Annotated in this window: 15 protein-coding genes; 5 read left to right on the forward strand and 10 right to left on the reverse strand. The window is 45.9% G+C overall.

Annotated elements, in window-relative coordinates; all coding sequences use genetic code 11:
* Positions 1–41: 41 nt before the first annotated feature.
* Entirely contained in the window at positions 42–1,529 is a 1,488-nt protein-coding gene (pap, locus tag QUA58_RS17330; RefSeq protein ID WP_333255066.1) for a polyphosphate:AMP phosphotransferase, read from the reverse strand.
* Positions 1,530–2,282: 753 nt separating this feature from the next.
* Here pap and QUA58_RS17335 point away from each other — a divergent pair.
* Positions 2,283–3,266, forward strand: coding sequence for a GNAT family N-acetyltransferase (locus QUA58_RS17335; RefSeq protein ID WP_333395022.1), 984 nt, complete (start codon positions 2,283–2,285; stop codon positions 3,264–3,266).
* A gap of 144 nt (positions 3,267–3,410) precedes the next feature.
* Here the strand turns inward: QUA58_RS17335 and QUA58_RS17340 are convergent, their stop codons facing one another.
* The 7 genes from QUA58_RS17340 to QUA58_RS17370 form a co-directional block, all read right to left on the reverse strand.
* Complete coding sequence (locus QUA58_RS17340; RefSeq protein WP_333395023.1) at positions 3,411–4,310, reverse strand: ABC transporter ATP-binding protein; 900 nt, start codon at positions 4,308–4,310, stop codon at positions 3,411–3,413.
* Between the two features lie 126 nt (positions 4,311–4,436).
* Positions 4,437–5,210 (reverse strand): ABC transporter permease, encoded by a 774-nt coding sequence (locus tag QUA58_RS17345; protein WP_333395025.1) that lies wholly within the window; start codon positions 5,208–5,210, stop codon positions 4,437–4,439.
* Between the two features lie 512 nt (positions 5,211–5,722).
* Positions 5,723–6,787, reverse strand: coding sequence for a hypothetical protein (locus tag QUA58_RS17350; RefSeq protein ID WP_333395026.1), 1,065 nt, complete (start codon positions 6,785–6,787; stop codon positions 5,723–5,725).
* A gap of 500 nt (positions 6,788–7,287) precedes the next feature.
* Positions 7,288–8,031, reverse strand: coding sequence for a hypothetical protein (locus QUA58_RS17355; protein ID WP_333255054.1), 744 nt, complete (start codon positions 8,029–8,031; stop codon positions 7,288–7,290).
* Positions 8,032–8,099: 68 nt separating this feature from the next.
* Positions 8,100–8,267, reverse strand: coding sequence for a hypothetical protein (locus QUA58_RS17360; RefSeq protein WP_333395028.1), 168 nt, complete (start codon positions 8,265–8,267; stop codon positions 8,100–8,102).
* Entirely contained in the window at positions 8,236–9,261 is a 1,026-nt protein-coding gene (locus QUA58_RS17365) for an ABC transporter permease (RefSeq protein WP_333255050.1), read from the reverse strand. Before QUA58_RS17365 ends, QUA58_RS17360 begins: the two co-directional genes overlap by 32 nt.
* A 207-nt stretch (positions 9,262–9,468) precedes the next feature.
* The gene (locus QUA58_RS17370; RefSeq protein WP_333255048.1) at positions 9,469–9,813 is read right to left on the reverse strand and encodes a hypothetical protein; all 345 of its coding nucleotides are present in this window, start codon (positions 9,811–9,813) and stop codon (positions 9,469–9,471) included.
* 818 nt (positions 9,814–10,631) lie between these two features.
* Here QUA58_RS17370 and QUA58_RS17375 point away from each other — a divergent pair.
* Positions 10,632–14,024 (forward strand): PAS domain S-box protein, encoded by a 3,393-nt coding sequence (locus tag QUA58_RS17375; protein WP_445301884.1) that lies wholly within the window; start codon positions 10,632–10,634, stop codon positions 14,022–14,024.
* Between the two features lie 374 nt (positions 14,025–14,398).
* Here QUA58_RS17375 and QUA58_RS17380 read toward each other — a convergent pair whose 3' ends face one another.
* Positions 14,399–15,466, reverse strand: coding sequence for an ABC transporter permease (locus QUA58_RS17380; protein WP_333255044.1), 1,068 nt, complete (start codon positions 15,464–15,466; stop codon positions 14,399–14,401).
* A gap of 249 nt (positions 15,467–15,715) precedes the next feature.
* Positions 15,716–16,849 carry an AI-2E family transporter gene (locus QUA58_RS17385; RefSeq protein WP_333255042.1) on the reverse strand — a complete coding sequence of 378 codons (1,134 nt, stop codon included), beginning with the start codon at positions 16,847–16,849 and terminating at the stop codon, positions 15,716–15,718.
* Between the two features lie 481 nt (positions 16,850–17,330).
* On the opposite strand from QUA58_RS17385, the gene QUA58_RS17390 reads away from it, so the two are divergent.
* The 3 genes from QUA58_RS17390 (at position 17,331) to QUA58_RS17400 (ending at position 20,488) form a co-directional block, all read left to right on the forward strand.
* The gene (locus QUA58_RS17390; RefSeq protein ID WP_333255040.1) at positions 17,331–17,819 is read left to right on the forward strand and encodes an IS607 family transposase; all 489 of its coding nucleotides are present in this window, start codon (positions 17,331–17,333) and stop codon (positions 17,817–17,819) included.
* A gap of 647 nt (positions 17,820–18,466) precedes the next feature.
* Positions 18,467–18,589: a hypothetical protein gene (locus QUA58_RS17395; RefSeq protein ID WP_333276740.1), complete on the forward strand. Its 123-nt coding sequence runs from the start codon at positions 18,467–18,469 to the stop codon at positions 18,587–18,589.
* 111 nt (positions 18,590–18,700) lie between these two features.
* Entirely contained in the window at positions 18,701–20,488 is a 1,788-nt protein-coding gene (locus tag QUA58_RS17400) for an efflux RND transporter periplasmic adaptor subunit (protein WP_333255036.1), read from the forward strand.
* The last annotated feature ends 736 nt before the right edge of the window (positions 20,489–21,224 follow it).

Here is a 21,224-nt window from a genome sequence, read left to right on the forward strand (position 1 = left end):
TTTTTTTCCTCATTACCTGTTACCGATTCAGCAATCCCAATTTATCGGCGCTTCAGTTGATTCCGAATTGCCTGCGTTACCGTTTGAATTACTTTAACACGAGCATAATACTTGTTATCGGCCGCAATTAGCGTCCAGGGAGCAGCCGGCGTGCTGGTGCGCTGAATCATTTGATTCACCGCCACTTCATAATAATTCCACTTTTCCCGATTTCGCCAATCTTCCTCGGTGAGTTTGTATTGTTTAAATGAATTGTTTTGTCGGTCTGTAAACCGCTTTAGTTCCTCGTCGGGACTGATGTGCAGCCAGAATTTAACTAAGATACAACCGAAACTGGTGAGTTGCTCCTCAAATTCGTTGATTTCCTGGTAAGCTCGACGCCATTCGAGTTCGGTGGCAAATTCTTCGACTCGCTCGACGAGCACTCTACCATACCAACTGCGATCGTAAATGCTGATTTTACCAGCAGTCGGCAACTCCCGCCAGAACCGCCAGAGGTAGTGGTGAGCTTTTTCTTCGTCCGTCGGCGCAGCAAAGGCATTGACGGTGTAACTGCGGGGGTCTAGGATGTCCGTCAAACGTTTGATTGCTCCTCCTTTACCGGCGGCGTCCCAACCTTCAAACAGCACTAATACGGGGATTTCCTCTTCATAGATGCTTTGTTGCAGTTTCCCAAAACGGGTTTGTTCCTCGCGAAGTTGCTGTTTGTATTCGTCGGGCGACAGCGATTGAGTTAAATCTACTTGGGCCAGCAAGTCTGGTTCGGTGGGTTGCAAGCTTTCTTGAGGCGGCAATTTCACAGGTGCAGATTGCATCGGCAGTCTGTCTAAGGCTTCTGTAATTGTCGCTGCCATTTGCGTTAAAACTTTGACTCTCGCCCAGCGTTGACAATCGCCTTCTACTAGCGTCCAAGGTGCGGGGCCCGTGCCGGTTTGGGCTACCATTTCTTCTGCCAAAGTTGTGTATTCTTCGTATTTTTTGGCTTGTTTCCAGTCTTCGGGCCGCACTCGCCAAGCTTGTAAGGTGTCGTCTTCTAGTTTTTTGAGCCGATGCTTGAGTTCTTTTTTGCTCAGGTGAATCCAAAATTTGGCAATTGCCGCGCCGTCATCTACCATCTGCCGCTCGAAGGCGTTGATTTGCCGGATAACTGTCGGTACTTCTGCGTCGGAGACTCGATCGAACAATCGGTCTTCTAAAATGTGAGTGTACCAACTGTGGTAGAAAAAACCAATTTTGCCGCGGGCGGGGAGTTTCTGCCAAAACCGCCAGAGGAAAGGATAGCCCATTTCTGCATCTGACGGCGGCCAAATCGGGTGGACGGCAAACCCCCGCGGGTCCATGTACCCCACCATTTTTTTGACCAGCGCGCCTTTACCGGCGGCCGCCCAGCCTTCGAGGACGATGATTGCGGGCAATTTTTTTTCCCAGCAGGCCAGTTGGAGCGATCGCAACTGTTTCATTAAAATTTCTATCTTGGCATCATAGGTTTCTTTATCCAGGGAAATATCTAAATCGAGGTTGTCGAGCATATTTACCTCATATTAATCTGTAAAAAACAGTTTAACGTTAGTTTAACGTTTGGATAAAATTAAATCCTAAAGCCCGGAAAAAACGTTATAAAAACTACAGTTACGGCCGGTTAAAAGCGCGGTGCTTCTGCCGAATCCAGGCTCCCGTTAATAGTAACAGAACTTCTATTACATCAAACTTGCAAAAAAGAAACGCAGCGGTTATAGTTGAACTAGGCAACTTTTTAATAGGTTCAACTTCTCCCCTCCCCCAAGCGGGCGAGTTAACAGGAGGAGCAACAAATCCCTGAAACAGGATTTATTGTCAAACATAGCAAAAGTAAAAACCAACTACCCAGTGGGGGTGACAACTTCTTTACTTAGCTTCATCAAATTTATTTAAACAACAGTTAGTCAAGCACCAGCCTTGATAACTTTGAGGAGGCTGCTTGCGAACATTGGGCGCTCCTTTAGTCTGAGACTCACATACAAAACTAGCCCAAAAAGGCAAACCAATTTTTATGATTGCGCTATGAGATAAAACCTGAAAGCCTGGGTGATATAAACAGGTTTCTGAGTTTTATCTACACCATTTTCAAATACTAAAAACAGTTTAGATGCGGGCTCGCTTGCCCGCCCCACAAGAGTATTTATTTCTTGTGGAACAGGCATCTTGCCTGTTACTGACGTTTGTCCAAAATGTCTGAATTACTGTACTTGTTTGCCAATACTACTTAAGAGGAACAGTCCGAAATTACGGATTGCAAGTTTTTTATGAATATCTTAACAACCCGCTCCTACAAGGGCGAAATTGACTGGTGCGCGATCGCAAATTTGATCGACGCTTGCGAAGCAGTGGATAGACTTGGCGAAGAAGTCTCAGCAACTGAACTCAAGCTAATACTTGATGCACCCAAACTCGACCAAGCCCGCGACGTGCAGTTGTGGGAAGATGGTAACTACAAACTGATCGGTTTAGCACTCCTAGATATGCCCGATTCTCCAGAGGAAATAGACGCTTGTCTCTGGTTTTATGTGCATCCAAATGTCCGTGGCGCAGGTTTGGAAAAAGATATCATCAGATGGGGCGAAAATCGACTGCGCGAAGTCGCGAAAGAACGGAATTTGCCGGCAAAATTGCGTACCTACAGCCGGGAGGACAAAACCGATGAGATGCGACTGTTAGAAAAACAGGGCTTTGAGGTCGATCGCTATTTTTGGACAATGGCCCGATCGCTCGCCGAACCGATTCCCACACCCGAATTCCCCGCAGATTTTGCTCTGACTCACGTATCCGGAGAACACGACATCCAACCTTGGGTAGAAATGTTCAACCAGTCATTTATCGATCACTGGAATCACCACGATTTAACTGCGGAAACCGTGCGCTACTGGATGCAAGACGCCAATTATCGGCCGGAATTAGACTTAATTGCTGTTGCGGGCGATTCCCTGCGGGATAGCTTCGCTTCACGCAAATTTGCAGCTTTCTGCGACTGTCAAATCAAACCCCAAAAAAACGCCCGCAGCAGCACAAAAGACGGTTGGATTGAATTGTTGGGTACGCGGCGCGACTTTCGGAAAATGGGTTTAGGAAAAGCGATGCTTTTAGCTGGTATGCACTCCTTAAAAGCGGCGGGCGCAAACACAGCTAAACTCAGCGTCGATGCTGACAGTTTGACAGGCGCTACAAAGCTTTACAAATCAGTCGGTTTCCGCCCGATAGAAACTTGGATAGAGTGGGCTAAGACTGTGTAATATCAAATCCGGTTAGATATCACATCTTGCACCATTGGCAATAAGTTTTTCAAGAATAGGCAAGATGCCTGTTCCACAAGACATTAAGTTTATTGTGCAACAGGCATCTTGCCTGTTCGCAAGAAGCGAGACGCTCGCACTATATCATTGTTCGCTTTGTTTCGTCACCTCAACATAAATATGTTCTAAACGCACCGGATACCGAGCAATTGAGTCAATAGAAATCCCGTCGAACAGCAAAATAATCTCTTTTAATTCTAAACGTTCCGGCAGCCAAAAAGCTAAATCGCTACCGTAGCGGCGGGGGATGAAACTGTATTGTTTAGCGCGGGCGATGACTTCAGCTTCTTCGTCGGTTTTTACCACGATAATTTCTTGAGCCGGAATCAGTTTTTGCAACTCCTCCAAACTGCCCTCAGCCACAATACTGCCATTCTTTAAAATCCCAATTCTGTGACACAGCCGCTCAGCTTCATCCAACAAGTGAGTTGTCAGCAAAATTGTAATTCCTTCGGATTGCAAGCGCTGAATTAACTCCCAAATTTCATAGCGAGCCTCAATATCTAAACCCGTTGTCGGTTCATCTAAAATTACTAATTTAGGCTGGTGTACCAATGCTACCGCAATATTCAAACGTCGCTGCATTCCTCCGCTCAAAGTTTCTACTGGGCTGGTAGCTCTATCTGTCAAATTTACTGCTTTCAAACAGTGTCTTACTTGATAGCGGCGCTGTTTGCGCTCTAAGCCGTAAATTTGAGCAAAAAAGTTGAGGTTTTCCTCGCAGCTAAGGCTTTTGTAAAGCAAATTTTCTTGGGGCGCTACCCCTATTAACAATTTTGTAGCTTCGGAAACAGGTTCGCCATTAATAGAAACTTTGCCGCTGTCGGCATTTAGCAAATTACATAAAATATTGATAGTTGTAGTTTTGCCCGCCCCGTTTGGCCCGAGCAAACCGTAAATTTCTCCAGCTTGAATGTGCAGTGTTAAATCTTTAAGCACTGAACGCTCGCCATAGGACTTATTTAGCTTTTCTATTTGCAGCACTGCTTTAATTCTCCGTATTATTTTATATATTTACGGTTGTTTTTGAACGATTAAACCGCAGAGAGCGCAGAGGGCGCTGAGTCAGAGAAGAGAGAGATGAATAATTACGACATAATGAGATCAGTTTTAAAGTCTTCTTTCTACTCTCAGCATCCTGCCATAAGAAAGCCATCCACCTGCAATCATGGCAATAGAAAATATGAATAAATACCAAAAGTGTCCGGCAATATCAGCCAAATCTTTGCCCTCAGCCCACACGCCCATCAGCGCTTCGTTCATGTGATAAATTGGATTGTACTGGGCGAGTTCCAGCAGACTTTTGGGAAACAGCGAAGTCGGCAAAAATGCGCCTCCTAAAATTAACAAAGGAACGCCGAAAGCTGCTACTAGGGAGTTGACATCTTCGGTGCGCCTCGCAAACTGCGTGCCAAGAATAAAGCCTACACCTACATAAGATACAATACTGAGCAGAATAATCGCACATCCTAACAGGATAGAGCCTTGAAATTGTGCTCCTAAACAAGAGGCGATCGCATATACTAAAATTACCTGACCGATGCCGATGCAACTATGAGCCAGGAAAATTCCTAAAAAGTAGGAAGTGCCGCTCAGCGGGGAAATAAACAAGCGTTTGAGGGTATGCTGTTCTCGCTCTGCTACTACTGTTGCTACGCTACCACCGAGACAGCTAAAAAATAAAGCTGCTCCTACTAAGCTTGCAGGTGCAGCAGTTTCAAAGGCTTTTGCTGTGGTGAGATTCGCGCGTTCTTTTAAAATTAAACCGTTAATTAGCAAGATAGAAACTGGAAAAATACTCCACAAGACTAAGCTGCGTCGCCGCCTCCCCAATTCAATTAAAATTCGCTGTGCTACTGCAAGCGTTTCGTACCAGTATTTCATAAGAAATCTATTAATTAGTATTGTGAGAATTGGGAATTGGTAATGACGCCACCGGATATCATACCATAGAAATACAAATAAGTTTAACTCTCAATCAAAAACCCGCAGACGCGGGTTTTATGATTTTAGCAAGATAGATTTTAATACCAGTTTAAAAGAAGAATAGACTTGCATTGCAAAAGTTCTTTTAATCAAATTTTGGTGCAGGCGGGACACCCCACAAGAAAAAATGATTTTTGTGGGATGGGCCACATATCCGCCATAGCTATTTTTGCAATAGACAAGATTGCCAAAGTCATAAGCTATTCAGGAAAAGCATCTGCGTTAATCGGTGTTTATCTGCTTTTAATCTGCGGTTGCTCTATCAATCAAAGATTTATGAAAGAAGTCTAATCTTGTCTAATGGAACTGTAGGGCCGCGACCCAAAACGATATCGAATCAGTCATTCCCAATCACAAATCGCAAACCAAAAATCGCAAATGGTATAACTTGTCGGCGTCTGTCGCTGAATTCAATTAATACTAAAGTTTGTACCTCTGTAGCATCCTTGAAAGGAAGTTAAACTTGTGCGATTTCTCTGTTCCAATTTAGTCACGAGGGAAGAAGTATTGCTACTTTCAGCGGTAGCACCCCATTTGTAGATAAAGTCGCCGAGAGAGTCTCCCGTTTCTTCGTAGCTGTGCTCTTCTACCGGAATTCCCAAAACTCCTGAAACAGTTTGGTTGTGGTATCCGTTAACGATGATTTTTTCGATAATTGCGCCCGGTTCTGCGGTAATGTTCCATTGCACGGGTTCATAGGCTGAAAGTGCGAGAATTATGGGCTTGTTTCGGCGTTCTACTTTGATTTCGATCCTCTGCGAGGGCTTCGCTAACGCACTTTTTGATAAATCTCGGTTCCCGTGATCCGCATTGGCTTCATAAACGCCTATTACATGAAGTTCTTTGTTTCCGCTTGAGGAACCGATATAAGCTGAAAAATCGTCGGAACCGCCAAGCCCGCAGTTGGCTGCAGAACTAATTGGGGAAATAAAAGCCGCTTTTTCGGCGATTTTCTGCTGCACGGCTGGCACTACCCACAATCCGGTTCCGATGCCCAAAGCACCTATCAAAGCGGCCGCGATACCGAAAGGAAGGGCAGTTGTCAGGTGGCGAACAACTGGTTTGGCTGTTAGTTGAGATAGGGTTTGCTGCCAAGTTTCACCAGTTTGTCGATCGGCATTCCCGCCATCGAGACAGGCCAATAAACCTAAACTTTCCGGCTGTTCGAGCAGATTCTGAACTATTTTCCCTTCGCCGACGTAGAGATTTCTAGTTTCTGTGTCTAAAAGCAGCCAGTAGCGATCGCCCTCGCCGAGGTTGTACTCTTGTACCGCAGGATCGACTAAATCGTGCTGCAAAAACACCAGCCAAGCCATATTATTGCCAGTGCCGACTGTTTTGCCGTCGCTGGAAATAAGTTGGTCGATGTCGGGTTCCCAGCGCCAAGCTACCCAGCGACTATCTCCTCGATAGCCGAGGGATTTTTCAAGTTGCGGATGAGCGGTTATTTCTAAACGTTGAACTAAGTTTGACACTAGATGTCCTCCTCAAGTGCGATCGGGTCTAGAGCAATTTTGTTGAAATTTAAAACAAATATTTTGCTCATAAATAGCCTCAGAATAATCGGGTTAATTTGGTCTCGCTAATGTTATCAGTCGGTACTTTCCCAACCACACTGGCTTAACAAAAATATGCCTGTTTAATGGTTTAGCTTGGGAACTTGGAGCTGGCGAGCACCCGCCTGGTAATAATTTTAACCTGTGCCGATCGCTAATCCTGTTACGGATTAAAGCTAGCTATCTATCACTGCTTCTACCTGGTTGTCCAGTTTTGAAAGAGTGCTTGGCCCATAGGGTCTACAAATTCTTAGCTTAACTTTTATTTCGCTATTCTGCTACAAAATATGCCGATCGCACCTAAGAGCAATATTACGCAGGTAAATAAATATTTCGGCTTTCTCGTGGGTGAACAATCCCTGAAAAAGAGATGGTTTCAGAGAAACCCGGTTTCTGTGAAAGTTCTCACACTTCGCCGATTACTGGCGGGGGCCATCAATCGCATCTCTAGTCGGTGCAACACCTCCAGGGCCAAAGGAACTCGGCGGCACTCTCGGAAGATTGAGATTGGGATTGGGAACTAAATCGCTGTTGCTGTCGCCAGCAGTTCCACCCGTGGGAGACACACTGTTATTGGGAGTGGTATAAGGCGCACTTCCCGGATTGAGATTATTGGGATTGGTGGTTGGCGAAGTTCCCGGATTGACATTGTTGGGATTGGTGGTTGGCGAAGTTCCCGGATTGACATTATTGGGAGTACCTGCAGGCGAAGTTCCCGGATTGGCATTGTTGGGAGTACCTGCAGGCGAAGTTCCCGGATTGGCATTGTTGGGAGTACCTGTCGGCGAAGTTCCCGGATTGGCATTGTTGGGATTGTTGGGATTTGCCGTGCCGGCAGGAGTAGTTATCGGCGTGCCGACAGCATCTCTGGTGATGGCGTTGGGGTTCGGGGGAGGAGGCGGAGTGCTTGCATTGGGGTTATTTGCAGGAGCATTGCCCGCAGCCGGAGCAGCGTTTTGGGGAGCAGCATTGCTGCCACACAAGCTGACTAAATCAAAAGTTGTGCCGCCTGGAGTTTCGATGAAGCAAACCGGCACATTTACTTGGGGATTTGAGGCTCTGGGAAAATCGGCTGTTCCCGGCATGGGACGGCTAAAGACAGCTTCAGCCATCAGTGGGGTCAAGGCCGCCGATAGAGCGGCGATTGTTCGCAATAATCTCATCAGCGTTTCCTCAAATGTTGAAGTTTATTTTCTCCAGTATTGCCCATAAATCGCCAAGTGTCGTCACTCTAAAAGCCGATCTTTTTGACAACTGCTTCTACAGGGCCACCGCTGGATAAAACATCTCGCGCCGACAGAAAGTACAGGTAGAAAAAGCCGAGAGTGCCACAGTCGCGCATCCGTTGCCCTTCTTCCTTAATATTTTTAGTACCGAATTCGCGGGTCAATATAAGCATTCAAAATATCAATTACAATGCTGGCAATTACGACAATTGCCGCAAAAAACACCACAATACCTTGAACAGTTGGATAATCCCGCAAGCTAATCGCTTCGTAAAGGCGATTTGCCAGCCCCGGCCAAGAAAAAGTAACTTCTGTTAAAATAGCGCCGCCCAACAGTGCAGCAAAAGTCAATCCTAAGACAGTAATCACTGGAATTAGTGCATTTTTCAGAGCGTGAGCCCATAAAATCTGCAATTCGGGAATGCCTCTAGCTCTAGCTGCTTCGACATAATCTGCTTGCAAAGTTTGCTTGAGATTCACCCTGACAATGCGCTCGAAAATGCCACTCAAAAGAATCCCCAGCGTCAAACTCGGAAGTGCCAAATAATGCAAAGATGTGAGAAACTGACCAGGGTTAGCGCTGAGGAGACTGTCAATAGTGTATAGTCCTGTGTAGCCTTCGGGGGCGGGGAATGTCACGGGAAAGCGAGTTCCCAAGGGAAACCATCCCAACTGCACTGCGAAAATCAATTGCAAAACCATACCAGCCCAAAAAGCCGGCAGCGAGTAAGTGATAATGCCAAACAAACGGCCTGCAGCATCGAAAATAGTGTTGGGGCGAGATGCTGCTAGGGAACCGATACTGATGCCGACAATTAAAGCTATGGCCATGCTACAAACTGCTAATTCCACTGTAGCGGGGAAATAATCTCCGATAATTTGCCACACGGTTTGTCCGCGAGTGGTGATGGAGGTTCCTAAGTCCAGACTGAATAAGTCTTTCATGTAGTTGAGATATTGCTCCCACAAGGGTGCGTCGAGGCCGAGTTGAGTTCGCATTGCTTCTTTGGCGGCTGCGGGAGCTCGTGAGCCGAGAATGGCATCTATGGGGTCGCCCGGAGTGGCCCGCAGTAACAAAAATACTGCTGTGGTGATTGTCCACAACATTAGCGGTGCGAGGAGCAAGCGGACAAAAATATAAGATTGCAGGGCTTTGGAACGAGACATAATATTTGGGAATTGCCAATTGCGAAGTCATTAGTCATTAGCCAGATGTTGAAGGCATCAGGCAGATGGAAGGTAGAAGGTGGAAGAAACAGCTTATTGTGTATGCGACTTCCGTGTCGCGAATCAGGGGAATTGAGAATTGCGAATAGACAGTTGAGTTGATTTTTGCGAAAAAGTCGATCGACTTTTTCGCAATTCCCGATTTTCCTATTCGCCCAGCAGCGATTCAAATGCAGCTTGCAAAGACTTGATATCGCCTACTCTGGCTACTAACAAGTTTTCGCTGCCGGCATCCTGCAGTCTGTGCTTCCAATAGTGGATGCTATCGGAGTTGTTCATCCAGAAACTAATCACAGTGTCTACAACTCGATCGACATCCCAGCCGCGATCTGGAGAAACTGTCTCCACGGATGCCACAAACGCATCGAGAGTACACTTCCGGTTTGCCAAGTATTCTACACCAGACGGCTGCTGTTGTTGCAGCAATTCCTGCTGCTGGTTAAAAAATGTTAAAGTTGGAGATACGCCCAGGATTTCAAATGTATAGTTCATGTCATCCTCCAGAAGTATTATTTTGCCAAAATGTCGCTCGTCCAAAAAAGCCAAAAACGCTTTACTTTGCTGGCGTTGATGAAATGCAGGTGCTTCAATTATCCTCTTTGTAGTCGATGGCTTACGCCCCGCTACGCTACGGGATTTTGGCGGCTTATCTTATTAATAGCAAATTTTTCAACACCAAATTGTCACAGAATTTACATTTGTCCTGGCACTGTAGAAAAAAATAAAATAAAATTTTTATTAAGCCGGGGTAAGGTGGGCAATCCGCACGGGGAGGAAGTGATAGGATTTTAGATTTTAGATTTTAGATTTTAGATTTTAGATTTTAGATTTTAGACTGGGAATGATTGATAAATTAAGGGTTTGGAGATTACCTACTGTTATATTCTTTGTTTACCAGAAATAATTGGTTTAAAGCCTCTCCCATAAGCGGGAGAAATTAAAAGAAGACTATTCATTACTCCAATCCTCTTCCTTCCAGGTAGAGGTAGCTATCAACTGTCAACTGTCAACTGTCAACTGTCAACTGTCAACTGTCAACTGGTGTGACTTTTTGACCGGGAAACCCCAGAGCGATCGCCACATTCAGGCAAGTAGTGGCATCATTGATATTACAAGTTTTTACAGTAGCGGTGGAAACCTTAGCCAAGTGTTGAGCGACCGGTCACCGCACTTCAGTCTTGCTATGCGACTTTGTAACTTATATCAAGGGCATCTTTTAAACGACAAACGATACGCAAACCCGGTAGGTGTCACAATATTGATGTTATTAAAAAGTCTGAGCAGGTTGTCTGATGAAAAGCTCGCCCAAGATGTCACTGAGCCTAGTTTTGTTGATACCGCTGGTGGTGCAAATCTCCGTAGCAGTCGGCGTGACTGGATGGCTATCGTTTCGCAACGGCCAGAAAGCCGTCAATGACCTTGCTAGTAGGTTAAGCTTGGAAGTCGCAGCGAGAACTAAAGAAAATTTCCGCAGTTTTGGGGATGTGTCTCATTTATTTCTGCAAATGAATACTGCTGCGATCGCCTCTGGAAACTTAGATCCCGAAGACTTCCCCAACTTAGAGCGTTATTTGTGGAACCAGACCAAGCTGAGCGATCGAACTACAACCATTTACTACGGCGACGAACAGGGCAAATTCCTTTTGCTCAAAAGAGAAGCAGAAGACTTAGTATACATCAGAGACGAATCAACCGCTCCAAACCGCCAAATTTATCGCCTGGACAGCCAAGGAAATCGCACTGATATCATCCAAACCGCCGCCTATGACCCCCGTACAAGACCGTGGTACCAAGCTGCCAAACAGTTAGGAAAAGCCACTTGGTCTCCCATCTACGTCTTCACGGCCTCGCCAGTGCTGGGGATTACGCCGGTGATGCCTATTTACAATGAAACAGGAAACCTGCGGGGGGTACTGGCAATAGACCTGACTCTTTCTCAAATCAGCGATTTTCTCAAAAGCATCAAAATTAGCCCGTCGGGACAAGTTTTTGCGATCGAACGCAGCGGGGAAATAGTTGCCAGTTCCACAGACGAACTGCCCTTTGTCACCGACAAAGACGGACAAAAACGGCTGTTGGCGACTAGGAGCAAAAATTTGCTCATTCGATCGGCCTCCACATACTTGCAAAAACAATTTGGCAGTTTTACACAAATTAACAGCCAAGGACAGTTTACCTTCGATCTAGACGGCAAACGTCAGTTCATTACGGTTGCTCCCCTGCAAGACGGCCGTGGCCTCGATTGGCTGATTGTAGTCGCAATCCCGGAAGCAGACTTTATGGAGCAAATTAATGCCAATACTCGCATAACTATTTTATTGTGCTTTTTTGCCTTCGTACTGGCGATCGCACTCGGAATTTTCACGTCTCGCTGGGTTGTCACACCAATTACCCGATTGCTAGAAGCTTCCAAAGCTTTAACAAAAATGTCCGAATCTGCCGACTTCACATCCTCCGCAGAATTAGACGGCGAAGTCGAAGTTAAAGGCGTCAACGAACTCGGCCTCCTGGCTCAGTCTTTCAATCAAATGGCCCGACAATTGCGATCGTCTTTTGTTGCCCTAGAACAAACAAACTCTAGTTTAGAACAGCGAGTAGCAGAGCGGACTGCCGAACTCGAAGCTGCAGAAGCAGAATTGCGGGCTTTGTTTGCAGCTATGAACGAATTAATTCTAGTTGTGGACTCCACCGGTCGCTATTTAAAAATCGCGCCCACCAATCTTTCCCTACTCTACAAACCAGCCGAAGAATTAGTTGGCAAAACAGTCGGAGAGGTGTTTCCGCAAGCTACAGCCGACAATTTTCTCAACCACATCCGAGCTGCTTTAGATACTCAGCAAACTGTCAGCATCGAGTACGATTTAACCATTGACGACCGTGAAGTTTGTTTTGCCGCCAGCATTTCGCCGCTTTCAGAAGAATCCGTCATTTTGGTAGCCCGCGATATTACCGAACAGAAGCGAGCCGAATCCGTGCGGCGCCAAAGGCAAAAACAATTGCTCAAACAAAATACGGTTTTGGTAGAATTGGCAAGAAATAAAGCGCTATATCGAGGCAATTTGCAAGTAGCTTTGAGGCAAATCACCGAAGCGGCAGCTCATACCCTAGATGCAGAACGAGCCGGAGCGTGGTTGTATGATGAAAGCCGATCGAAACTGCAATGTCTCGACCAATTTCACCGCAGCAACCCGCAGCATTCCCAAGGTACTGAACTCGCAGCAGCAGACTATCCAGCTTATTTTAAAGCTTTGGAAGAACACCGGACGATCGCAGCCGATGACGCTCTCTCAGATGTTAGAACCACAGAATTTGCCGAATCTTACTTTTCAAAAGTGGGTACTACATCAACCTTAGATGCGCCGGTGCGGCTGGGAGGACAAACAGTCGGAGTCATCTGTATCGAACAAGTGGGAACTCCTCGTAACTGGACAGTAGAAGAACAAAATTTTGCTGCTTCCCTCGCAGATTTGGTATCATTGGCGATCGAAGCCAGCGAGCGCGATCGTACACAAAGCGCTCTGCGTCAAGCAGAACAAAAATATCGTAGCATCTTTGAAAATGCCGTTGAAGGCATTTTTCAAAGAACCCCCGAAGGCCACTTCTTGAGCGTAAATCCAGCTTTAGCCCGCATCTATGGCTACGCCACTCCCGAAGAATTGACATCAAATCTCACAAACATCAGGCAGCAAGCTTACGTCAATCCTCAGCAGGGCGACAAGTTTATGCGGGTGATGGAAGAATTCGGAGAAGTTTCGGGGTTTGAGTCACAAGTTTACCGCGTTGACGGCAAGGTAATTTGGATTTCTGAAAGCGCGCGTGCAGTGTGCGACGCCAATGGCGAGGTACTCTACTATGAAGGCAGCGTCGAGGATATTAGCGATCGAAAAGTCTTTGAATCCGCCTTGCAACTCGCCGCAGAAGCAGCCGAAGCCGCTTCCACCGCAAAAAGCGCATTTTTGGCAAACATGAGTCACGAACTGCGAACACCTCTGAATGCCATCATCGGCTACAGCGAAATGCTCCAAGAAGAAACCGAAGAATTGGGCTACGATGAACTCACCCCAGATTTAGACAAAATCCGCACTTCCGGCAGACACTTGCTGTCGCTAATTAACGACATTCTCGACATTTCTAAAATCGAAGCCGGTCGCATGGATCTTTACTTAGAAACCTTCGACATCGCCGCCTTGATTAAAGAAGTCGCCTCCACCGCCGTGCCACTAATTCAGAAAAACGGCAACACTCTCAACTTACACAAAATTAGTAATATCGGCACTATGCACGGGGACATTACGAAAGTGCAGCAGATTTTATTGAATTTGCTGAGCAATGCCGCCAAATTCACTCAAAACGGTACAATTACCCTCACAGCCAGCCGAGAAAAAATTGCGGGCGACAGCAGCGAAGCAAAACAAGAAAACACTTCTGAACCTACGGCGAATTCTCAATCTTCAAGTGCTAGTAAAGAATTTTTAGTTGTTAATTGTACAGATACAGGAATTGGGATGAATTCAGACCAATTGCAGCATATTTTTCAACCCTTTGCCCAAGCAGACGCTTCCACCACCCGCAAGTACGGCGGCACCGGTTTGGGACTGGCAATCAGCCAGCGTTTTTGCCTAATGATGGGCGGCAATATTTCCGTAAAAAGTCAAGAGGGTGTTGGTTCTACTTTTACGATCCGCTTACCTGTTAATACTTAAACAAGCAATTCTCAAGTAATTTGTAATTTGTAATAGCAATTATGAAAAATTATGCAACTATCGTGTAAGGTGCGGATACATGAGATTGTCGATTGAATTTAGGGATTTTTTTATAGCGACGCACCCTACAAATACCAAGATTGGTATTTTTGATGTATTCTTGTATTAACAAATTTCGTAGGGGCGGGTTCACCAACCATCTTTGATTCACATCCAAAATATTAAAAAACCCGCCCCCCCCCCAACTAACCCTGATTAGGGAACAGGTTTTTGGGGTTTTGCGATGGGTGGGGGCGGGTTTTTTAGTTCGGGAATTTGGCGATCTAAATTTGGGTGAACCCGCCCCTACAAATATTTGAATTACTAACTCCCAATTACCTTTGAATGCTGCGCGGATCGAGAGCATCCCGCAACCCATCCCCCAATAAATTAAACGCCAAAACAGTCAAAATAATCAGTATCGCCGGAGGCCAAACCAACCAAGGCTGCAACACTAAAATTGAAGCATTAGTAGACAGGGATAGCAAATTTCCCCAAGAAGGATCTGGCTGTTGAATTCCCAGTCCAATTAAACTCAAAACCGACTCCGCCACAATAAAACCCGGAACAGACAAAGTAGCAGAAATAATTACATAAGTAGCAGTTTGTGGCAAAACGTGGCGGACAATAATATAAATTGGATTGGCACCCATTGCCCGCGCCGCTTGCACAAATTCTCGTTGTTTAATTGAGAGAACTTGGCCGCGAATCACCCGCGCTAAACCCGCCCAACTGATAAATGAAGTAATCAGCACAATCAATATAAATCGCTGAGCACTTGTCAATTCCGGGGGCAGCACTGCTGCTAGCGCTACTAATAAATAAAGACCGGGAATCGTCATCAATACTTCGGCGAAACGCATTAATATACTATCAATCCAACTGCCGAAATAACCAGATATGCCTCCGACAAACAATCCCAAGGGAAAAGAAATTGCTATTCCTACTAAGCCGATGCTGAGGCTAATTCTGCTGCCGTGTACTAAGCGACTGAATTGATCGCGAGCTTGTTCATCCGTGCCTAAAAGATTAATTTGGCCTTCTCCTGTAGTGCCAAACAGGTGCCTGTCGAAAGGCAAAAATCCTAAAAATTTATAGGGGGAAGCTTTGACAAATAAACCAACAGCAGAGGGTTTTTGCCAGTCTACAATTACCTCACGAGCGCCGGTATTCGCATCCACCGAGCCCTGAGTAGTCGGATAAACGTGGGGGCCGATAAAGCGCCCGTCTTGGGTGCTTAAATAAATCCGAGTCGGCGGCAGCAATGAACCGTTTAATTGAGAGTCGTAGGGGTCGTAAGGTGCCACAAATTCAGCGAAAAGTGCGACTGTATAAAAAATTAACAGCAGCACTGCTCCCAACCGAGCCAGAGGATTCTTTTTAAGATTTTGCCACCATTTCATAATTTTTGAGGTTTGAGATTTTAAGTGGTTCGTAGTGAGGAATTTAGTTCTTTCTTAACGGAATCAGTAGACCTCTTGCATAGATATTTGATTGATAGATCAACCGCAGATTCAAGGCAGATAAACACAGATTAACGCAGATCCCTTTCGAGAATTGAGAGTGAATGAGTGCAAGATGTCTAGTAGCAATGGCTGAATTCCTTACTAATAAAAGTTTTCTGGACTCAAGTCTTTACTACAAACATTAGACTATTTTTGTTCGTCTGGAACCAAAATTATTCTACTTTCATCCTCTGTTATTTTTCCCAACTCCTCGCCGCTAAAAGGATTGTAGAAAAACGAGCCTGTTTGGGGAGGCAATTTGGGATTGAGTAAAATTTCTACGATACTTTTTACAACCCCAGTGAGCGGAATTGCGAGGATAACTCCTAACAACCCTCCTACTCTACCTCCTAACAGCAAAGCTGTGAAAATAATTACCGGGCTCAATCCGGTGAGATTGCCCATGATTCGGGGAGCTACTAAATTATCCTTGATTTGCTGGAGACCGATCGCAATTACTAAGACTTGCAGCGCCAGCCACCAATCGATAAACGCTACAATTATGCTAACAGTGCCAATTCCCAACGTTGCTCCAATAAACGGAATTATTTCCGTCAATCCTATAAACACGGCAAACAGCAGGAAAAACGGAACTTGCAGCCACCAAAAAGCCAGAGTCAACGAGATAGCCATCAATAGTCCCAGCAATAACTGTCCTGATACAAATCGCTGGAGGTTTCGCTGCAAAGTCTCTGTTAAAACATAGCGAATGTCTGGGGAAAAAATACTGGTTAAACCCTGCCAAACTCTTTGCCCGTCTAGGAGCATATAAAAGGAAATCACCACAATAAAAATCAAGTCCAAAAACCAGTTAACAGTACCGACAACTAAGCCTAGACTCGTACCTGCGATCGCCTGCACTTGTTCCTGCACTTTCGCTGATAGCTGCTGCTCCAATATTTGCACGTTAAACGGCAAATTGCGCTCGGCACTCCATGCTTGAAATTCAGCTAGCTGCAGTCGCCCCGACTCCAGTAAATCCGGGAACCTCACCCCCAACTGTCTCGCTTGGCTGAACACGGGTGGCACAATAGTTAAACCGATTACTACTACTACCACACCTGCTGTTAAATAAACCAGCCCCGCAGCTACTCCCCGGGGCAAAAATACTTGCAGTCTTTTTACTGCATAATTTAATAAAAATGCAATGAGTCCCGCTGTTACTAAAATGCTGACCAGTTCCCCAACATAACTGATAGCAGTCAGGGTAAACCATCCCGTCACTAGCATTAGTAGCCAAGTAATTAGAAACTGTTGGACGGGAGAAAAGACGCTATTCATTGTGATTTTTTTTAAATAAAGTGGCACAACTTTTTCGGCAGATGTGCCGTATTATACAATAAACACGTGAGAGTATAGGTTAGGAATAATCAGTTCAAGATTAGACTGACTTTTCTCAGCATTGATAGATAGGTGACGGCCAAGCCAGTTGGGGAGAGACAATGCCAGCCCGATCGACCCCACGCCCGGAAATCACGCTAATATTCAGTATGCCCCAGAGGCAGATCAAATTAAATGTCGATCGTACAAACTTTGATCAAACTTCGATCGAAATCGCCATTCTCAGGTGAAATGACGCCACACTCACCCAAAAGGAGGACGCCGGACTGCTCAGGTCATCCGCTAAAATGAACTAAATAATATCGTAATCTTTCTTTACAATATAAAAAAGGAAAGGCTCATACTGGCGAGAGGTAAACCAACAGTGTATTTTTTACTAACAAATAATTACATTTGCTCACAAACACTATAGATTGAGTGAATGGCATATATACCACTCAGAAAAGCAGTCGAATTTCTGGGCTTGCACGCAAACACCTTAAGAAAGTACGCAGATGAAGGCAAAATCAAAAGCATCAAAAACGAAGCAGGGCAAAGACTCTACGATGTCGAGTCATACCAGCGCGGTGCAATTGGATCTGCCACTATTTGCTACTGTCGCGTCAGTTCAACCAAACAGCGAGACGACCTTGCTAGACAAGTTGAATTTATGCGAGAACGATATCCAGAAGCCGAAATCGTCCAAGACATCGGCTCTGGACTCAACTTCAAAAGGAAAGGACTGCAAGCCCTGCTGGTCAGACTTATGCGCGGAGATCAGCTCAAGATTGTTGTTGCCTGTAGAGACAGATTGTGCAGATTCGGATTTGAGCTATTCGAGTTTATGGTCAAGCAAAACGGTGGAGAACTCCTGGTTCTCTCAAACCCTGTTCACTGTCCAGAGGATATAGACAATGACAAGGCTAACTAAAGATCAGCACAACCAAATAATTATTCGCTATCAAGATGGGGAGCTTTGCTCGGATCGGGCTAGAGACTTTGAGGTAGACAGGTCTTCTGTCTACTCACTCCTTCAAAGAAGAGGCGTTCAGATGCGGGATAGGAGTTATGTTTGCAGAAAAGCCTCTGGGCATTTTTTAAACGAGTCAGCCTTTGATGCTGCTTCCGATGATGCTACCTATTGGCTAGGATTCTTGTTGGCTGATGCCGCAATCGTTGGCAACACGGTTGCGCTGTGCCTTCAAGAAAAAGACTCTTTTCACCTAGAAAAGTTTAGACAATTCGTTGAGGGATCTCAGGCTATTCTCGAAATCGAATCAACAAAATCATGTAGATACGCTTTTCAATCAGTCAAAATCATCAATAAGTTAAAAGAGTTTGGAATCACAGAGAGGAAATCACATACTGCATCTGTGCATTCCCGCCTTTCCAATAATGTGCATTTTTGGCGAGGAATGATTGACGGGGACGGGTCTATTGGGGTTTATGCAAATCATGCAAAAAAGACAGCAAGGATGGAATTGTGCGGCTCTAGTTCTGTCATTTTCGCATTCTGTAGATTTGTTGAACAAGCTCTTGGACTCACGATGAATCCAAGCCAGCACAGAAACATACATCGTGTTCAAAGTAGGTGGCAAGCCTGCGGCACAAGTTGTCAACCTGCTGTATGAAGATGCTATTACTGCCTTGGATCGCCAAGCCTTATCTGCTATTGAAGTCTGGCAGTGGAGCAATCTCTAAATGGTGCTCGTGGGATTTTCCTGCGGGCATCGGTTGATACGCCTTGGTTGAAACAGTATCTCAATTTATGTGTTTGTTAGTAAACATTAGCAAAAAAATATCGGAACTACCGTGACTAATCAAGTTTTTTCAGAAGCCGAAGAAAAGCAACCCCTTCCCCCCGTGGAGAACGGGCGCGACAATAATTCAGCAGTGGATGTACCTGAAAGTGAGGTGTCAGACCAATCTCGCTGGCAATTCTCCGCTGAGGAAGATGAACGAGAAGTTGCGCTGGAAGTTCCAGAAATGGAGGGGGAACAGGTTTGGGAACCAGAAGCAACTGAAGTTGGGCCCCGCAAAGAAATCAGGTGGCCGGCCTTGTTGGCGGGCGCAGGGGTTGGCGTGGCTGCAACGCTGCTAGCAGTAAACTTGACTGGGGGCAAGCAGAGTTCGCCTCCGGCAGCTCCAATTCCATCGGTAAACCAGCAGGTGACGGCTCCGACGGTGACAGTGGCGCCTGTGGAATCTGCCCAGGTGGGTGAAACTTTGGAAGCGACGGGCACCGTGGCAGCCTATGACTTGCTGCCGGTGCTGCCACAAGCCAACGGTTTGCAAATCAAGCAGGTGTTGGTGAATGAAGGGGATGCGGTAGAAAAAGGTCAGACGATGGCGGTTTTGGACGATTCGGTGCTACGATCGCAAATTGCCGAAGCGCTGGCGGGAGTACAATCGGCGAATTCTACGGTAGAACAAGCCGAAGCTCAGGTGCAGCAAGCTCAGTCAGCCCAACAAGAAGCCCAAGCCGGCGTTGCTCAAGCCCAAGCTGGCGTTGAAAAAGCCATCGCTGACGCAGCGCAAGCCAAAACAGGCGTCGGCCAGGCAAGAGCCGGTGTGGAACAAGCTAAAGCCGGTGTCACTCAAGCTAAAGCAGGCATTGCCTCCGCCCAGGCTAAATTAGATCAGGCTCAAAGAGAAGTAAATCGCAGCCAAAATTTGGCGACTCAGGGAGTAATTAGTCAGCAAGATTTAGAAAGACGCAAGACAGAGCGGCAGACTGCTGTTCAAGACTTGAACAAAGCTAAAGCTGACTTGAATACAGCTTTGGAAGAACAGAATAAAGCAGCGGAAGAAGTGCGATCGGCTATTGCTCAAGTAGCTACTGGTGAAGCTAATATCAGTACGGCTAGGGCAGCCCTCGCCAGCGCTCGTGCAAAAGTGAATACGGCCGGAGCGAGTGTCAGCAGTGCCAGAGCAAATGTCGGAAATAACGCAGCAAGTGTCCGCAGCAATGATGCCCAAGTCAAACAGTTACAAACTCAACTAGAACAAACTATTGTTCGAGCGCCGGATAGTGGCACTGTGGCTGAAAGAATTGGTCGAGTTGGGGATGTTTCTTCGGGAAGTCAAAAACTCTTTTCGATTATTCGCGGCAACAAGCTGGAACTGCAATTGAAAGTACCGGAAACTCAGGTTTCGCAAGTGCGGCCGGGAACAGCAGTGCAAATTACTTCGGATTCTGACAAGCGGATCAAGTTGTCAGGAACTGTGCGAGATATTTCGCCGCTAGTTGACCCGCAAAATCGGCAAGCTACGGTGAAGATTGATTTGTCGGCAAGCGAGTTTTTGCGATCGGGAATGTTTTTGCGCGCATCAATTGCGACGGCAACGGCTCAAGGTTTGAAAGTCCCTGCTAAAGCTATTTTACCGCAAGTTGACGGCAGTTCTATTGTTTACAAACTTGTCGGCCAGGACAAGGTGCAGGCTCAACCGGTGGAACTAGGGGAAATTTCCGGGGGTGCTGTGGGCGATTTGACTGCTGCTAAGGTGGTGGTTAAAAAGGGTTTGAAGGCGGGCGATCGGGTGGTTGTTACTGGGGCTGGTTTTCTTAAGGATGGCGCTGAGGTTAAGGTTGCTAAATAGTTATTGGTTAGGGTTATTTAGAGATTATGGCCTTTTTTTACCGCAGATGAAGGCGGATAAACGCCGATGAACGCAGATAACCACTGTCACTATTTCGATTACGCACGTCTACGGGGATTGCATAATTAAAACGTTGATATTGAGGTTATTCACCCCCTCATAGTGGATCTACTGATAACCAATCGTGGCGAGAAAACTCACTTTGGGCTCTTAGGATCGCGAATTAAATAACTTACAATTTTAATTGTTATTGTGGGATGGGCGTCCCGCCCGTCTTTTTTGGACGGGCGGGACGCCCATCCCACTTTCAAGAGTGGAAGTTATTTAATTCTCATTCCTTAGATCAGGAGATAAGATTAGAAATAATATCAATTTTGGTTGCGCCGGAATGATATCATGTCCGATCGAGTGACCGCGATTAAAAGGGCGGGTTTTTGAGATTGTCAATTATTGGCAGATATTTTTTGTGAACCCGCCCCTACCGTATTAGAGGTAATCGACCGGACATAATATGATATCAAATCCGCGCTTCATCCTCGTGATCAAGTCGCATCAAGCTGCCAACAAATATAGCGCAATTTTCAGATTTAAAGGGCGGGTTTTTGAGATTGTCAATTATTGGCAGATATTTTTTGTGAACCCGCCCCTACCGTATTAGGGGTAATCGACCGGACATAATATGATATCAAATCCGCGCTTCATCCTCGTGATCAAGTCGCATCAAGCTGCCAACAAA

Source organism: Microcoleus sp. N9_A1, assembly GCF_036701795.1.
Classification (GTDB): domain Bacteria; phylum Cyanobacteriota; class Cyanobacteriia; order Cyanobacteriales; family Microcoleaceae; genus Microcoleus.

Bases quoted from the DNA above. Each gene is read 5' to 3' on its own strand.
- QUA58_RS17355 (WP_333255054.1), bottom strand. From the start codon at position 8,031: ATGAGATTATTGCGAACAATCGCCGCTCTATCGGCGGCCTTGACCCCA.
- QUA58_RS17360 (WP_333395028.1), bottom strand. From the start codon at position 8,267: ATGCTTATATTGACCCGCGAATTCGGTACTAAAAATATTAAGGAAGAA.
- QUA58_RS17365 (WP_333255050.1), bottom strand. From the start codon at position 9,261: ATGTCTCGTTCCAAAGCCCTGCAATCTTATATTTTTGTCCGCTTGCTC.
- QUA58_RS17335 (WP_333395022.1), top strand. From the start codon at position 2,283: ATGAATATCTTAACAACCCGCTCCTACAAGGGCGAAATTGACTGGTGC.
- QUA58_RS17370 (WP_333255048.1), bottom strand. From the start codon at position 9,813: ATGAACTATACATTTGAAATCCTGGGCGTATCTCCAACTTTAACATTT.
- QUA58_RS17390 (WP_333255040.1), top strand. From the start codon at position 17,331: ATGGCATATATACCACTCAGAAAAGCAGTCGAATTTCTGGGCTTGCAC.
- QUA58_RS17380 (WP_333255044.1), bottom strand. From the start codon at position 15,466: ATGAAATGGTGGCAAAATCTTAAAAAGAATCCTCTGGCTCGGTTGGGA.
- pap (WP_333255066.1), bottom strand. From the start codon at position 1,529: ATGCTCGACAACCTCGATTTAGATATTTCCCTGGATAAAGAAACCTAT.
- QUA58_RS17385 (WP_333255042.1), bottom strand. From the start codon at position 16,849: ATGAATAGCGTCTTTTCTCCCGTCCAACAGTTTCTAATTACTTGGCTA.
- QUA58_RS17375 (WP_445301884.1), top strand. From the start codon at position 10,632: ATGTCACTGAGCCTAGTTTTGTTGATACCGCTGGTGGTGCAAATCTCC.
- QUA58_RS17345 (WP_333395025.1), bottom strand. From the start codon at position 5,210: ATGAAATACTGGTACGAAACGCTTGCAGTAGCACAGCGAATTTTAATT.